The sequence below is a fragment of the Mesorhizobium sp. Cs1299R1N1 genome, assembly GCF_037179655.1.
GTDB lineage: Bacteria > Pseudomonadota > Alphaproteobacteria > Rhizobiales > Rhizobiaceae > Mesorhizobium > Mesorhizobium salmacidum.
Window position 1 is genome coordinate 90,224 of record NZ_JAPYKR010000008.1, and the last position, 14,177, is coordinate 104,400.

General features: G+C 62.4%; 15 protein-coding genes and 1 pseudogene. 7 read left to right on the plus strand and 9 right to left on the minus strand.

The window, feature by feature from the left end; translation table 11 throughout:
* Positions 1–57: 57 nt before the first annotated feature.
* Entirely contained in the window at positions 58–444 is a 387-nt protein-coding gene (locus O7A70_RS18680) for a limonene-1,2-epoxide hydrolase family protein (protein WP_337141699.1), read from the plus strand.
* Positions 445–682: 238 nt separating this feature from the next.
* Here the strand turns inward: O7A70_RS18680 and O7A70_RS18685 are convergent, their stop codons facing one another.
* On the minus strand, positions 683–1,435 hold the full coding sequence (locus O7A70_RS18685; RefSeq protein WP_337141700.1) for an SDR family oxidoreductase: 753 nt from the start codon (positions 1,433–1,435) through the stop codon (positions 683–685).
* 224 nt (positions 1,436–1,659) lie between these two features.
* On the opposite strand from O7A70_RS18685, the gene O7A70_RS18690 reads away from it, so the two are divergent.
* Both O7A70_RS18690 and O7A70_RS18695 read left to right on the plus strand, forming a co-directional pair.
* The gene (locus tag O7A70_RS18690) at positions 1,660–2,283 is read left to right on the plus strand and encodes a TetR/AcrR family transcriptional regulator (RefSeq protein WP_337141701.1); all 624 of its coding nucleotides are present in this window, start codon (positions 1,660–1,662) and stop codon (positions 2,281–2,283) included.
* Positions 2,284–2,523: pseudogene (locus O7A70_RS18695) on the plus strand (glutathione S-transferase N-terminal domain-containing protein); the annotation flags it as partial.
* Positions 2,524–2,573: 50 nt separating this feature from the next.
* Here O7A70_RS18695 and sucD read toward each other — a convergent pair.
* The 5 genes from sucD to O7A70_RS18720 form a co-directional block, all read right to left on the minus strand.
* Positions 2,574–3,473, minus strand: a complete 900-nt coding sequence (sucD, locus tag O7A70_RS18700; RefSeq protein WP_140502582.1) for a succinate--CoA ligase subunit alpha — start codon at positions 3,471–3,473, stop codon at positions 2,574–2,576.
* 13 nt (positions 3,474–3,486) lie between these two features.
* Positions 3,487–4,671 (minus strand): malate--CoA ligase subunit beta, encoded by a 1,185-nt coding sequence (locus O7A70_RS18705; RefSeq protein WP_027146513.1) that lies wholly within the window; start codon positions 4,669–4,671, stop codon positions 3,487–3,489.
* Between the two features lie 51 nt (positions 4,672–4,722).
* Positions 4,723–5,673 (minus strand): HpcH/HpaI aldolase/citrate lyase family protein, encoded by a 951-nt coding sequence (locus tag O7A70_RS18710; RefSeq protein ID WP_337141702.1) that lies wholly within the window; start codon positions 5,671–5,673, stop codon positions 4,723–4,725.
* An 11-nt stretch (positions 5,674–5,684) separates the two neighbouring features.
* A complete protein-coding gene (locus O7A70_RS18715; protein ID WP_337141703.1) occupies positions 5,685–6,875 on the minus strand; it encodes an aminotransferase class V-fold PLP-dependent enzyme in 1,191 nt (396 codons plus the stop codon).
* 124 nt (positions 6,876–6,999) lie between these two features.
* Positions 7,000–7,668: a response regulator transcription factor gene (locus O7A70_RS18720; RefSeq protein ID WP_337141704.1), complete on the minus strand. Its 669-nt coding sequence runs from the start codon at positions 7,666–7,668 to the stop codon at positions 7,000–7,002.
* Positions 7,669–7,725: 57 nt separating this feature from the next.
* Here O7A70_RS18720 and O7A70_RS18725 point away from each other — a divergent pair, with 57 nt between their 5' ends.
* From O7A70_RS18725 to O7A70_RS18735, 3 genes are all read left to right on the plus strand, one after another.
* Positions 7,726–8,007 carry a hypothetical protein gene (locus tag O7A70_RS18725; protein WP_337141705.1) on the plus strand — a complete coding sequence of 94 codons (282 nt, stop codon included), beginning with the start codon at positions 7,726–7,728 and terminating at the stop codon, positions 8,005–8,007.
* Between the two features lie 15 nt (positions 8,008–8,022).
* A complete protein-coding gene (gene mgtE / locus O7A70_RS18730) occupies positions 8,023–9,441 on the plus strand; it encodes a magnesium transporter (protein ID WP_337141706.1) in 1,419 nt (472 codons plus the stop codon).
* A gap of 138 nt (positions 9,442–9,579) precedes the next feature.
* Positions 9,580–9,966, plus strand: a complete 387-nt coding sequence (locus O7A70_RS18735; protein ID WP_006203215.1) for a MerR family transcriptional regulator — start codon at positions 9,580–9,582, stop codon at positions 9,964–9,966.
* A 94-nt stretch (positions 9,967–10,060) separates the two neighbouring features.
* On the opposite strand, the gene O7A70_RS18740 is transcribed toward O7A70_RS18735, so the two are convergent.
* A complete protein-coding gene (locus O7A70_RS18740) occupies positions 10,061–10,531 on the minus strand; it encodes a methyltransferase family protein (protein WP_337141707.1) in 471 nt (156 codons plus the stop codon).
* Positions 10,528–11,526, minus strand: coding sequence for a heparan-alpha-glucosaminide N-acetyltransferase (locus O7A70_RS18745; protein WP_337141708.1), 999 nt, complete (start codon positions 11,524–11,526; stop codon positions 10,528–10,530). The genes O7A70_RS18740 and O7A70_RS18745 overlap by 4 nt, the downstream gene beginning before the upstream one ends.
* A 235-nt stretch (positions 11,527–11,761) precedes the next feature.
* Between O7A70_RS18745 and O7A70_RS18750 the strand changes: the two genes are divergently transcribed.
* A complete protein-coding gene (locus O7A70_RS18750) occupies positions 11,762–12,961 on the plus strand; it encodes an MFS transporter (RefSeq protein WP_337141709.1) in 1,200 nt (399 codons plus the stop codon).
* Positions 12,962–12,965: 4 nt separating this feature from the next.
* Here the strand turns inward: O7A70_RS18750 and O7A70_RS18755 are convergent, their stop codons facing one another.
* Positions 12,966–14,135, minus strand: a complete 1,170-nt coding sequence (locus O7A70_RS18755) for an aromatic ring-hydroxylating oxygenase subunit alpha (protein WP_337141710.1) — start codon at positions 14,133–14,135, stop codon at positions 12,966–12,968.
* Between the last annotated feature and the right edge of the window lie 42 nt (positions 14,136–14,177).

Sequence of the window (14,177 nt, forward strand, 5' to 3'; positions counted from 1 at the left end):
TTTCAAGGGTGGACTGGGGGCTGTCACCCCCCACCATATCAACGAAGGAATTCTAACATGGCGACACCTATTGAGGTCGTGACTGATTTCTGCGCCGCCTATTCCGAGGATCGCGGTAGGCCCGCTATACGGCGGTGGTTCACACCTAAGACGCTGTGGGTCAACGTCGGCATTTCCGCCACCACCGGCATTGAAGAAGCGATCGGGATGATCAACGAGCTCGAGAAATCCATGAGGATCGCTACCGTTCACATCGACATGCTCGCCATTGCCGCAGACGGGAAACGCGTGCTGACAGAGCGGTTGGACCGGTTTGAACGCGCTGACGGCAGCGAGATCGGAAGGATGACCCTGATGGGAATTTACGAAATCGAAGGCGATCACATTGTCGCTTGGCGCGACTACTTCGACATCAACGCGGTCTCAAAACTCGCCGCGGGATGACGGGTCGATCATTCCCACCGCATCGCCGGGGCGGACGCCATGGCCGCTTTCATCATCATCGGTGAACGCCCGCCCGACCTCCCGATGTCGAAAGCGGTGCGCAGGACGCCTCCTTAGCTCATACGAAAAAGGATCATGTCGTGACACTTTCCCATGGTATCGCCTCCTTGCGAGCTGAGTGACAGTGCCACTCAGCTCGCAATTGGCAGCTTCGAAGGCGTCGATGCGACGTCTTCGGTCAGCCATTCAGCATCCGACCGCCATCGACAATGACTTCCGAGCCGATGGTCCACGCCGATTCATCGGATGCGAGATAGATGACGGCCTTGGCGACCTCTTGCGGTGTGCCAAAACGGCCAACGGGGATGGACCCAGCGATATCCTTGTTGACCTGTGCGCGATAGGTGTCCGGAATGCCGAGCTTGTCGTAAAGCGGCGTCTCGACCGGGCCGGGGCTTACTGCATTGACGCGAATGCCGCGATGCATGAGTTCGCTGGAGAGCGTCTTGGATAGGTTGAGAAACGCCGCCTTTGTGGCGGCATAGACCGATGACCGGGCGGCGCCAACATGAGCGTTGATCGAGGTGTTGAACACCACCGAGGCCGGATTTGCGAAGACGGGCAGCAGCGCCTGCATCAGGAAATAGGGGCCTTTCACATTAATGGCGAACGACTGATCGAAGGCTTCTTCGGTCCAGTCCTCGACCGGCTGCCAGACCGAAACGCCGGCATTGAGGAACGCCACGTCCAACTGGCCGAAATGCTCCTTGACCGACTTGGCCAGCTTCCTTTGCGCGTTGACATCCGAGCTATCGGCCCGCAGCACTGGAACGGTCGAACCCAGTTCGGCCTTTGCTCTTTCGATAGAGTCAGGATTATTGCCAGTGACCATGACGCGCGCGCCCTCGGTCAAAAATTGTTTGGCTGTCTCCAGGCCAATGCCCGAAGTGCCGCCAGTGATAAGCGTCCGTTTTCCGTCGAGGCGATTCATGTGGGTTCCATTCCTTGCAATTTGGCTCAATGAAGCTGGCAATGACTTTCAACTCGCGACCGATCCAGTGGATCTCCTGGTGGTGAGTTAAGTGACTTAGTTCTATTTATAGACGCACGGATTGTATGTCAAGTTAAGCCACTTACCTTGCTTTCTGGCCAGCTTGTGCCTATCTTATGAGCTTACAACCACAAAGAAGGCGCAAGGGCTTCAGGAAACGGGCGATGACAGGCGAGACATATCAAGATCGGGTCAAGGAGGAGAAGCGCGTCGCTTCTGTCGCGGCGGCCACCAAGCTCTTCTTCGAACAAGGCTACGGAGCAACATCACTTCAGCAGATTGCAAAACTTGCTGACGTGTCGACCGCCACATTGTTCAAGCGCTATCCAACCAAGGCTTCGCTTTTTGAAGCGATCGTTGAGGAATTCTGGACATTGGAAAGCGGTTGCCACGCGGACGTTCTCGTCGGCGATCCGAACGCGAGCCTGCGCAAGATCGGTCGTGACTATGCCGACCGGATGCGCCAGCCCAGAATGGTTGCCATTTTCAGGCTTATCATCGCTGAAGCCCTGCGCTTTCCCGATCTGGGGCAGATGCTGTTCGACCGCGGATTTGAGCCCTATCTCGATCGGCTGAGCGCCTATGTGATTGAAGAGACGCAGGCCGGAAACCTCGTCGTACCCGACGCCAAGCTCGCTGCTCAGGCTTTCCTGGCCACGATCGCCGGGCAGGCGTTCTGGCCTGAACTGATGGCGCCGGGCTGTGGCGGCACCGACGAAGACTTGTCAGTCATCATTGACGAAGCTGTCGCCACCTTCCTGGCGCGCTACGGCGCCAAGCTCGCTTGAATGCCTGCGAACGCAGCCGTCAAACCCACCAAAGTACCTTCGTCTGGAGCAAACCCCGGGACTGAATTCTCCCTCACCCTCGTCAGCAATCCATCATGTCCGTTTGTGCAACGAGCCGCGATCGCTCTTAATGAAAAGGGCGTGCCGATTAAGCGGATTGACGTCGACCTCGCCAATAAGCCGGATTGGTTTTTGGCCATGTCGCCGACCGGCGAGGTGCCCGTGCTCCACGCATTCCAGTCGCGCCGCCTCGTGCTCGGCAACGGCCCGCGGCCGCTTGTTGGTGAAGGTTATGCAGCCTTCTTCGTCCGCTCCAGCGTATCGGCCACCACATCGCCGAAGGACGAGGGCGTCGGCACGATGATGACGCCGGCCTCTTTCAGGATCTCGACCTTCTCCTGCGCGGACTCGCCGAAGGCCGAGATGATGGCGCCGGCATGGCCCATGCGGCGGCCTTTTGGCGCGGAAAGCCCTGCAATGTAGGCGATCAGCGGCTTTCTCATATTGTCGCGCGCCCAGATCGCGGCTTCGGCTTCCTGCGGTCCGCCGATCTCGCCAATCATCACCACGGCGTCGGTTTCGTCATCCTGCTCGAACAGCTTCAGAACGTCCTTGAAGGAAGAGCCGTTGATCGGATCGCCGCCGATGCCGACGCTGGTCGAGACGCCGATGCCGAGCGCCTTCATCTGCGAGGCGGCCTCGTAGCCCAGCGTGCCCGAGCGGCCGACGATGCCGACGCGGCCAGGAAGGTAGATCGAGCCGGGCATGATGCCCATCAGCGCCTGTCCCGGCGTGATGATGCCGGCGCAGTTCGGACCGACCAGCCGCATGCGGTCCTCGAAGCGGTAGCGGCGCATGTAGCGCTTGACCTGCATCATGTCCTGCGAGGGGATGCCGTCGGTGATGCAGACGCAGAGCTTTATCCCCGCATCCGCCGCTTCCATGATCGAATCGGCGGCAAAGGGCGGCGGCACGAAGACGATGCTCGCCTCGGCACGGGTTTCGCGCACCGCGCCCTTGACGGTGTTGAAGATCGGCAGGCCAAGATGCGTCTGGCCGCCCTTGCCGGGGGTGACGCCGCCGACCAGCTTGGTGCCGTAGCGTTTCATGTCCTCGGCATGAAAGCTGCCGATCTTGCCGGTGAAACCTTGCACGATGACGCGCGTGCTGCGGTTGAGCAGGATTGCCATTTTCCGTCCTCCCTCAGGCTGCTTTTTTCTTGGTGGCCGCGCGCCATGCGGCGACGGCTTTTTCGGCGGCTTCGGCGAGCGTGTCGGCGACGATCACCGCCTCGCCGGAATCGGCCAGGATCTTGCGCCCTTCCTCGGCCCTGGTGCCGGACAGCCGCACCACCAGCGGCACGTTGACGCCGACCTCGCGGATCGCCTTGATGACGCCTTCGGCAACCCAGTCGCAACGGTTGATGCCGGCAAAGATGTTGACCAGGATGGTCTCGACATTCTTGTCGCCGAGCACCGCGCGAAAGGATTTCGCCACCCGCTCGGGCGAAGCGCCGCCGCCTATGTCGAGGAAATTGGCCGGCTCGCCGCCGGCGATCTTGATCATGTCCATGGTCGCCATGGCGAGCCCGGCGCCATTGATGATGCAGCCGATATTGCCGTCGAGGCCGACATAGGAGAGGCCGCGGTCGCTGGCGAAGGTTTCGCGCGGGTCTTCCTGGCTCTTGTCGCGCAATTCGGAGATTTCGGGCCGCCGGAACAGCGCGTTCTCGTCGAACGACATCTTGGCATCGAGGGCGACCAGGCTGCCGTCGCGGGTCACCACCAGCGGATTGATCTCCAGCATCGAGGCGTCGTAGTCGCGGAACACCTGGTAGCAGCTGAAGATGGTCTCGGTCGCCTTGCCGATCAGGCTGTCCTCCAGCCCGAGCCCGAAGGCGATCTCGCGCGCCTGGAAGCGTTGCATTCCGACGCCCGGATCGACGGTGGCGCGGATGATGGAATCCGGCGCTCTTTCGGCGATCTCCTCGATCTCCATGCCGCCGGCGGCCGAGGCCACGATCATGACGCGCTCTTCCTTGCGGTCGAGCACGAAGCCGAGATAGAGCTCCTGCGCGATGTCGACGGCTTCCTCCAGATAGAGGCGCGAGATCAGCTTGCCTCGCGGGCCGGTCTGGTGGGTCACCAGCTTGCGCCCGAGCATGGCTTCGGCGGCGCTCGAAATCTCCTCGTCATTGGCACAGAGCTTGATGCCACCGGCCTTGCCGCGCGCGCCGGAATGGACCTGCGCCTTCAGCACCCATTTGCCCCCGCCGATCTCACGCGCCCGGTAGGTCGCCTGTTCGGGGCTGTAAGCCAGGCCGCCGCGCGGTACATGCACTCCATGCCGGGCGAGCAGTTCCTTGGCCTGATATTCGTGGATGTCCATTTTTTCTTCTCCCCAAATCGTCGAAGTGCCGCGACGCGCGGCTCTCATTGGCTAGTTAAGCTGGCCGGCGCGCTCGATGGCGTCGTTGACCACCAGCACGTTGCGCGCCATGCGTTCCGATGCGGCGTCGATCATCTTGCCGTCGAGCGCGGCAGCACCCTTGCCCTGCGCCTCGGCCTCTTTCAGCACTTCGAGGATGCGGCGCGCGCGCGTGACTTCCTTCTCCGGCGGCGAGAACACCTCGTTGGCCAAGGCAATCTGCGAGGGATGGATCGCCCATTTGCCTTCGATACCGAGTGCCGCGGCGCGCCTGGCGGCCGCCTTGTAGCCTTCCGGATCGGAGAAATCGCCGAACGGCCCGTCGATGGCGCGCAACCCATAGGCGCGGCAGGCGACGGTCATCCGCGACAGGGCGAAATGCCACTGGTCGCCGGGATAGTCGGGGTTGAGGCCGCCGATGTTGACGGTCCGCGCCTTGTTGCTGGCGGCATAATCGGCGACGCCGAAATGCATCGCCTCCAGACGCCCCGGCGTGGCGGCGATCGCCTCGACATTGGCCATGCCGAGCGCGGTCTCGATCAGCGCTTCCAGGCCGACACGGGTCTTGAATCCCCTGGCCATCTCGATCTGGTTGACCATGGCCTCGACCATGTAGAGGTCGGCCGGCACGCCGACCTTCGGCACCAGGATGGTGTCCAGCCGGTCGCCGGCCTGTTCCATCACGTCGACGACGTCGCGATACATGTAATGGGTGTCGAGGCCGTTGATACGCACCGATACGGTCTTGCCCTTGGCGCGCCAGTCGATGTCGTTGAGGGCCTGGATGATGTTCTTGCGGGCGCGTTCCTTGTCGGGCGGGGCGACAGCGTCCTCGATGTCGAGGAAGACGAAGTCGGCGGCGCTGTTGGCCGCCTTGTCGATCATCTCCGGGCTGGAGCCGGGAACCGCCAACTCGCTGCGCTGGAGCCTGAGTTTCTTGAGGTGGTTGATGGTGTGGCTCATCTTCTGTCCCCTCAGGCGGCTTCGGCGACAGGCATTGCCGCCGAGGAGCGGAAATGCTGGATGGCGGCGCCGACGCCGGAGCCCGGCGCCAGCCGGACGCCGCAATCGAGCAGCGCCATTTCAGCTGATGACAGCGAGGCCAGCACCATCACCTCGTTCAGCCAGCCGAGATGGCCAATGCGGAAAACCTTGCCGAACACCTTGTTGAGGCCGCCGCCGAGCGAAGTCTGATAGGCCTGATAGGCGCGCTTGACGACGTCGCCGCTGTCGATGCCATCCGGCACGAGGATGGCGCTGACCGTGTCTGAATGCCATTTCGGCGCTTTGGCGCAGAGCTTCAGGCCCCAGGCGTCGACCGCCTTGCGCACGCCTTCGGCGAGGCGATGGTGACGAGCAAAGATGGCGTCGAGCCCTTCGTCCTCGATCAGGTCGAGCGAGGCGCGCAGGCCGCGCAGCAGCTGTGTTGCCGGCGTGTAGGGAAAATAGCCGGCATCGTTGGCGCGGATCATGTCCTCGAAGGAGAAGAAGCAGCGCTGGTGGGTGGCGGTTCTGGAAGCCACGAGCGCCTTCTTGCTGACCGACAGGAAGCCGAGGCCGGCCGGCAGCATGAAGCCTTTCTGCGAGCCGCTGACGGCGCAGTCGACACCCCATTCTTCCTGGCGAAAGTCGATCGAGCCGATCGACGAGACGCCGTCGACGAAGAGCAGGGCAGGGTGGTTCGCATCGTCGAGCGCTGCGCGGCAGCCGGCGACGTCGCTGGTGACGCCGGTCGCAGTCTCGTTCTGGGTGCAGAAGATCGCCTTGATGCGGTGCGTCTTGTCCGCCTTCAGCCGCTCGGCATAGAGGTCCAGCGGAACGCCGGTTCCCCATTCGCAGTCGATCACGTCGACCTCGAAGCCGAGCCGCTCGGCCATGTCGAACCACAGATGGGAGAACTGGCCGAAGCGAGACATCAAAACGCGGTCGCCGGGGCTGAGCACATTGGTCATCGCCGCTTCCCAGGCGCCGGTGCCCGAAGACGGATAGATGAAGACGCGGCCAGTCTCGTTCTTGAAAACGCGTTTGATGTCCTCGAACAGTGGCAGGGTGAGGTCGGGGAAGGTGGCCGCGCGCATGTCCTCCATCGGCAGGTTCATCGCCTGCCGCACCTGTTCGGGGATATTGGTCGGCCCGGGAATGAAAAGATGGGTGAAACCGGCCATGGTGCGAACTCCTCCTGATCCAGCAAAGCGGTGGTGGGGAGTTTCGTTTCGACGGCTGATGTCAACAACACCTTGGCGGGTAAGAACTTGCCGCGTGCGGGTGGGTATGGCCTACCCGGTCGCCCTACCCGAAAGGCTGCTTCTGGCTGCGCCTCTCTCGTGAATAGAGTGCGACCGCCATGGCGCGGTTGCGGACGTCCAGCTTGTCGTAGAGATTCTTGAGATGGTACTTCACCGTATTCTCGGAGATCCCGGTCCGGGTCGCGATCTGCAGATTGGTCCAGCCATCTGATAGTACCGCCAGCAGTTCACGCTCGCGCACGGTAAGCCGGGACAGAGGCGTGTCGTTGACCTTGTTGATGTCGATATAGGGGATGCAGATGCGGCCGTGCGCGACAGCCAGGATCGTGTCGAAAATGATGGCGGGATCGTCGAACTGGAAGCAGTAGCCTTGCGCGCCGAGGCGCACACACTGTTTCAGGATGCCGATGTCATGGTCATTTGAAAAGACCGCGATGCGGATGTTGAGCTTGCGGCCCTGGACCTCTGCCAGGACGTCCGCGCCGTCCATGTCGGAGAGCTTCCAGCCGATCACGGCGACATCGAACTCCTGTACCGCCGCAAGCTCCAGGAAATGCCTGCCGCTTTGTACCGAGGCCAAAAGTTCGAAGCGCCCGTCGCAGTCCAGCATTTCACGCAGAGCCGATATGACGAGCGGATTGCGTTCGGCCACGACCACGCGAACGCGCCGCTCTTCGATTGCCTTGCTCTCTGTCCGTGACTTGATCTTCAAGGGCTTCCGCTTTTTTGTTGCGGTCTGGCGGGTCCAGCCGATGCCTGGACCTGCATCATGACAATTCTGCTCCAATGGCGCGGGGGTGCTCTTTCCCCAGCGACATCGGCTGTCGCGCCACAGGAAGCCGAAGCGTGGCCTGCTTTTGGTGAAATCGACAGTTCGCGCGGGGTGGGCAAGCATGTGTTTGGCCTGAAATTCCCGCGCGTTGGAAGAACATGTTGCGAAGTTGAAGCGTTCCGGATCGCCGTCACTTTTGTATGGGCACCGGACCGAAAACCGGTTTCCACTTTGCGGACTCATGGTCTAGACCTGATTTGCACCTTTTCCGGATTCTGATGGCGGGAGGCGCTGGTGGAAGGCCAGGACGAACGGACGACCGGCGCCAGGGCCGCCGACGAGCACCACGCTGATATCTATGGCGAGGACGGTGCCGTCCTATCGTCCTTCCTTGCCCAGATTGGTGCGGCCATCGCCGATCGCGATACGCTGAACCTCAAGCGCCAAGTCGACGACCTGCATCAGTCGGAACTTGGCGACCTCATCGAGGCGCTGCACCCCGAACAGCGGCGCGCGCTGGTCGAGCTGCTGGGCGCCGACTTCGATTTTTCCGCGCTGACCGAAGTCGACGAGGCGATCCGCATGGATATCGTCGATAACCTGCCCAATGCGCAGATCGCGCAAGCCGTGCAGGCACTCGATTCCGACGATGCGGTCTACATCCTCGAAGACCTGGAGCCGGAAGACCAGGACGAGATCCTGTCACAACTGCCGTTCACCGAGCGGATCAGGCTGCGCCGTTCGCTCGACTATCCGGAAGAGACCGCCGGGCGGCGCATGCAGACCGAGTTCGTCGCTGTGCCGCCTTTCTGGACCATCGGCCAGACCATCGACTACATGCGCGAGGACAAGAACCTTCCCGACCGCTTCAGCCAGATCTTCGTCATCGACCCGACCTTCAAGCTGCTGGGGGCCATCGATCTCGACCAGATCCTGCGCACGAAGCGCGCGGTCAAGGTCGAGGAAGTCATGCATGAGACGCGGCACGCCATCCCGGCCACCATGGACCAGGAAGAGGCGGCGCGGGAATTCGAACAATACGACCTTTTGTCGGCCGCCGTCGTCGACGAGAACGAGCGGCTGGTCGGCGTGCTGACCATCGACGACGTCGTCGACGTCATCCAGCAGGAAGCGGAGGAGGACCTGCTGCGCATGGGCGGCGTCGGCGACGAGGAGCTCTCCGACAGCATTCTGGCGACCTCGCGCTCGCGCGTTCCCTGGCTGCTCGTCAATCTGCTGACGGCTTTTTTGGCGGCCTCGGTGATCGGCCTGTTCGATCGCACTATCGAGCATATCGTCGCCCTCGCCGTGCTGATGCCGATCGTGGCCGGCATGGGCGGCAATGCCGGTTCGCAGACCATGACCGTCACCGTGCGGGCGCTGGCGACCAGGGATCTCGACATCTACAATGCCGGCCGCATCATCCGCCGCGAAATGGGTGTCGGCTTCATCAACGGCATCGTCTTCGCCATCCTGATCGGCATCGTCGCGGCTGTCTGGTTCCACGACCCCAATCTGGGCGGCATCATCGCGGCGGCGATGATCATCAACATGTTCGTGGCGGCCCTTGCCGGCATCCTGATCCCGTTGCTGCTCGACCGGTTCAAGGTCGATCCCGCGGTCGCTTCGGCGGTTTTCGTCACCACCGTTACCGATGTGGTTGGATTCTTTGCCTTCCTCGGCCTCGCGACCTGGTGGTTCGGCGTCCGGTAAGTGTCTTAATTGACTTTTACGTAAATGCCGTGCGAGGCTCGTGCGGGGTGCCGCTTCGATTCCAGCGGCAAGGGTTTGGTTCGGGACAGATGGGCGACGCCGCATGGCGATCACCCGGAATTCCGGCATGGAGTGACAATGCGGGAATATTATTCGATCACCGAACTGACCCGCGAATTCGACGTGTCGACGCGGACGCTGCGTTTTTACGAAGACGAGGGACTGGTGCAGCCTGTGCGGCGCGGCCGTACGCGGCTGTTTCGCCCTTCCGATCGTCACCTCATCCGGCAGATCATGCGCGGAAAACGGCTCGGCTTCTCGATCAACGAGATCCGCGAGATCATCCAGATGTACAAGGAGCCGCCGGGCGAGGTCGGGCAGCTCAAGCTGATGATCAAGCGCATCGAGGAAAAGCGCGAGGACCTCAGGCAAAAGCGCCGGGACCTCGAGGAGACGCTGGCCGAACTCGATCAGGCCGAGGAGTCTTGCGTCGAGCGGCTGGTCGAGCTCGGGGTCAACACCTAGCCGAAATTTCGAGATGTTGGCGGGACGGCGCCCCCCTCTGTCCTGCCGGACATCTCCCCATAAGAAGGGGGAGATTGACAACTTTAACGCTGGCTCAGATCCAGCGCCGCACCCGCTTGGCATAGTCGCGGTATTTCTTGCCGAACTTCGCCGCCAATATCTTTTCCTCGCCCTCGATCGCGACCTTCTGGGTGACGAAGGCGGCGACGAAGGCAAGCAGGAAAAACCAGGCGATGCCCGAGACGAAGGCAATGCCGATCAACAGCAGCGTGTTGGCCAGGTACATCGGGTTGCGGGTGACGCCGAAGGGGCCGGTCGTAACGAGATGATCGGGCACGGCGTTGGGATTGAGCGTTGTCCTGGCCCGCATCATGGTGCGGATCGCGGTGAACCAGAGTACGGCGACCGCGAACAACGCCACCCAACCAGCGGCGAACAGGATATCGCCCAGGAGGTCTCCGATCCAGGGCAAGGGATAGAGCATGCCGAGGATGATGCTGATGGCGATCGCGGCAGCGTAGATCACCGGCGGCCACGGGATCACTCCAGGCTTCGGCTCGGTCATTGTGTCCCTCCCTCCGTCATCTTGTCCTCGGTCTTGGCGGTGCACGTTGCGGCAAGATCGGACAGATGCGCCCTGAAGTCCGCAGTCTGGTCGTTGTTGAAGAGCCGATCAAGTGATCCTTCGCCTTGCAGCGTATCAAGCATGCAGCCGCAATAGCTCGAACAGAAGGTTGCGTTGCGCATCTGCTCGCACGAGCGCTGGCAGGTTTTCAGGAAATTGACCTGCGGGGTTTCGACCTGCGCCGGCATCACTTGCGAGAACAGCCAGACGCTACCGATCAGCAGCGGCTGGTGGATCAGGTAAAAGGCCAGGCTGTGGCGGCCGATGAAGACCAGTGGATTGGCCCAGCGGCCGGGCACGAGGCTCGCCAGGCGTGCCCGCATGCCGGAAGCGGAAGCGAGTTTCGCCGCTCCGAGGCCGAGAAGCACCGCGCCGAACCAGGGGAACAGCGGCACGTAGTCGTTGGAGCGCGGATTGACGGCGGAAAGGCCAATCCACCACAGCCAGGGGTGATCGAGTGCCTCGAAGCGCAGGTAGACTGGCGCCGCGATGACCAGTGCGGCGACGACAAGCGTCAGCAGCGCCGGCAGGCGCAGGAAGGCGAGGCCAAGCAGGCTGGCGAGGGCGATCTCATGCAGGATGCCGAAGAAGATGAATCCATCCGGCGTTGCGATGCGGGTGACGACCGAGATGGCGACCGCCGCACCGGCGACCATGGCGAACCGTTTCCAGAAGGAGTTCCAGCGGATCTGCTGGCCATGGGCGAGATAGAGGCTGACGCCGACAAGGAACAGGAAGGTCGAGGCGATGCAGCGGGCGTAGATCTTCCACCAGCCGAAGGCGGTGAGACCGGGGTCGGTGTAACCGAAGAATTCCAGGTCCCAGGTGAAATGGTAGCTTGCCATCGCGATCAGCGCGATGCCGCGCAAAATATCGATGGCAACGATGCGCTTCGATGGCTCCGGAACGGGTGCGGTCGGCGTGTGGATGCTCATGGTCTCGCGATCTGATTCAGCCCCTCCAAGACGACTATCACGGTTGCACCGGATAGAAGAAGACCGGTCGCCTTGGCCTGACCGCGCGGCGGAGCCCGCGCCAGCCGCTGAATTGGGCCAGCGCGGGAAAGCCGTTGGCCGGCTTCGCTTTTTGCCGGGTGTGCGTCGGTTTCCTCTTAATGGGCCTGAAATGTCCACGGCAGATTTGACGCCGCGATTCTGCTTTGGGTAAGCAATGTCCACGCATGTGCGCCATCCGATCTGGCTTCCGGCCCTCAAGGCCGCGGATGCGCGCACCTTCGCCTCGCTCTACGCGGTCGAGTCCTTCGCCCGCGCCATGGTGTCGAGCGTCATCCCGATTCAGGCCTACGAGATCCTCCACAACGAGCAGGTCGTCTCGATCCTCTACACCGTCGTATCCATGCTCGGCCTGTCGGTGACCTTGTTCATGCCGATGCTGATCCGCCGCTTCGCGCGGCGCTGGGTCTACACGGCAGGCGCCTGCCTGCTCGCCATCGGCTCGCTGTTCTTCGTCACCCATACGCTCGCCGGACAATTGGCCGGGATGCTGTGCCGGGTGATGGGTGCCAGTGCGCTGTCGATCACGCTCAACCTCTACATCATGGACCACATCCGCAAGACCGACTTCATGCAGGCCGAATCGCTGCGCATGGCGTGGTCGATGGTTGCCTGGACGGGCGGGCCGACGCTTGGCATTTTCCTTTATGCGCATTTCGGCATCTATGCCGCGCATGGCGCGGTGGCGGTTTTCGCCATGGCTTTGCTGGCGCTGTTCTGGACCTACCGGCTGGGCGACAACCCGTCGATCCGCCCGGGCAAGACGCGGCCGGCAAATCCGCTCGCCAACATCGGCCGCTTCGTGGCGCAGCCAAGGCTCAGGCTCGCCTGGCTGATCGCCTTCGGCCGGTCCTGCTTCTGGACGACGTTCTTCGTCTATGGACCGCTGTTCATGGTAATCACGGGCGAGGGTGAACTGGCGGGCGGCCTGCTGGTCTCGGCCGGCAATGCGCTGCTGTTCATGGCGATCTTCTGGGGCAAGGCGGGAAAACGCTTTGGCGGCCGACGCACCATGACGTTTGCCTACTTCGCCATGTCGGCGTCGCTGCTGGCGGCGGGCACGGTCGGAGCGGCAGAGCCGTTGCTGACCGGAGCCTTCCTGTTGTGCGGCGCCTTCTTCACCATCGCGCTCGACGCGCTGGGCTCGACCGCCTTCATGCGCTCGGTGCGCTCCTATGAGCGCGCGCAGATGGCGGCGGTCTACCGCACCTATCTCGACTTTTCCGAACTGACGCCGCCGCTGGTCTATTCGGTGGTGCTGGCCTTCTTCGGATTGGGATCGGTGTTCGTCACGCTCGGCCTGCTGGCGGCGTTTTGCGGCTTCATGACCTGGCGCTACCTGCCTAAATCTCTCTAAAAAATCAGAGCGAAAGCTCAGTATGGCGCTCGCGCACCCAATTGTGGAAGCGGTGCAAATCGTACTCCTCCGGCATCAGCACGCCGGCTGTATGACGCATCGAGCGCAGGCCCTTCTGGTTGACCTCGCAGATCGCGGCATCCTCCTCCAGCACCTGTGTGCCGAAGGCGACGATGTTGTCGAGATCGGTGGCGGCGAGCGCCTCGGGCGCGAACAGCCATTCGGCGGTCAATTCGGTCTGTTCGGGACCGAGCGGCACCAGCCGCACGGTCCTGACATAGTCGACATGGCCGACGATGAACATCGAGGGCAGGCTGGTGGCATAGGTCTGGCCGGCGGTGCGTTGCGCCTGCGTCAAGCCGGGGAAAACCGGCCCATGCGTCTGCCCATCACGCGACCATGTTTCAGCCCCGGCGCGCAGGCCGCCGGAGAATTCCGGCGCATCATTGTCTGCATGGCGCGTCCATTCGGGATCGTCATGCCGGCTCATCAGGCCGCGGCCATAGATCGGCACCAGCCGCGACAGGTCCTTGTGGACGCCCGGGCAGTGCAGGCACTCGTTGAAGTTTTCCCAGAAAATCTTCCAGTTGCAGTTCATCACCTTGCGCAGCACATGGCCTGACACCAGCGTGTCCAGCGGCCAGTTGCCGAGGTCGCCGGAGGCCGGGTCGAAGGATGACTGCGCTGAGCCGGCGGCATCTTCAGCAAGATTGACGAAGACGAAGCCCCGCCACACCGAGAGTGCAACGCGATAAAGCGGGTGGTCGGCCTTGTCGAAGCCGTCGGGCAGCGATTTCGACGGTACACGCACCAGATCGCCACGCAGCGAATAGGACCAGGCATGGTACGGGCAGGTGATCAGCCGCGCCTTCAGGCGTCCTTCGCTTTCCTGGCAAAGCTGCGAACCGCGATGCCGGCACGTGTTGTGGAAGGCACGCAACTCGCCGGCGTCGTCGCGCAGCACAAGGATTTCCTGCGTACCGACGCGGAAGGTGCGGAATGCCAAAGGCTGGGCAAGGTCGGCCTCGCGGCAGACGAGCAGCCAATTTCTGTACCAGATGGCGTCGAGATCACGCTGATAGTTCTCCTGGTCCCAATAGGCCGATGAGGGCAGCGTCGGCTCGGTTCGGGTCAGGCCGCTATAGGGCTCGCGCCCGCTGGCATCAGGCTGCATGGCTGGCTTCCTGTCAGGTTGGCAGCCGACACCCGGCCATGA

Bases quoted from the DNA above. Each gene is read 5' to 3' on its own strand.
- O7A70_RS18680 (WP_337141699.1), top strand. From the start codon at position 58: ATGGCGACACCTATTGAGGTCGTGACTGATTTCTGCGCCGCCTATTCC.
- O7A70_RS18685 (WP_337141700.1), bottom strand. From the start codon at position 1,435: ATGAATCGCCTCGACGGAAAACGGACGCTTATCACTGGCGGCACTTCG.
- O7A70_RS18690 (WP_337141701.1), top strand. From the start codon at position 1,660: ATGACAGGCGAGACATATCAAGATCGGGTCAAGGAGGAGAAGCGCGTC.
- sucD (WP_140502582.1), bottom strand. From the start codon at position 3,473: ATGGCAATCCTGCTCAACCGCAGCACGCGCGTCATCGTGCAAGGTTTC.
- O7A70_RS18705 (WP_027146513.1), bottom strand. From the start codon at position 4,671: ATGGACATCCACGAATATCAGGCCAAGGAACTGCTCGCCCGGCATGGA.
- O7A70_RS18710 (WP_337141702.1), bottom strand. From the start codon at position 5,673: ATGAGCCACACCATCAACCACCTCAAGAAACTCAGGCTCCAGCGCAGC.
- O7A70_RS18715 (WP_337141703.1), bottom strand. From the start codon at position 6,875: ATGGCCGGTTTCACCCATCTTTTCATTCCCGGGCCGACCAATATCCCC.
- O7A70_RS18725 (WP_337141705.1), top strand. From the start codon at position 7,726: ATGACAATTCTGCTCCAATGGCGCGGGGGTGCTCTTTCCCCAGCGACA.
- O7A70_RS18735 (WP_006203215.1), top strand. From the start codon at position 9,580: ATGCGGGAATATTATTCGATCACCGAACTGACCCGCGAATTCGACGTG.
- O7A70_RS18740 (WP_337141707.1), bottom strand. From the start codon at position 10,531: ATGACCGAGCCGAAGCCTGGAGTGATCCCGTGGCCGCCGGTGATCTAC.
- O7A70_RS18745 (WP_337141708.1), bottom strand. From the start codon at position 11,526: ATGAGCATCCACACGCCGACCGCACCCGTTCCGGAGCCATCGAAGCGC.
- O7A70_RS18750 (WP_337141709.1), top strand. From the start codon at position 11,762: ATGTCCACGCATGTGCGCCATCCGATCTGGCTTCCGGCCCTCAAGGCC.
- O7A70_RS18755 (WP_337141710.1), bottom strand. From the start codon at position 14,135: ATGCAGCCTGATGCCAGCGGGCGCGAGCCCTATAGCGGCCTGACCCGA.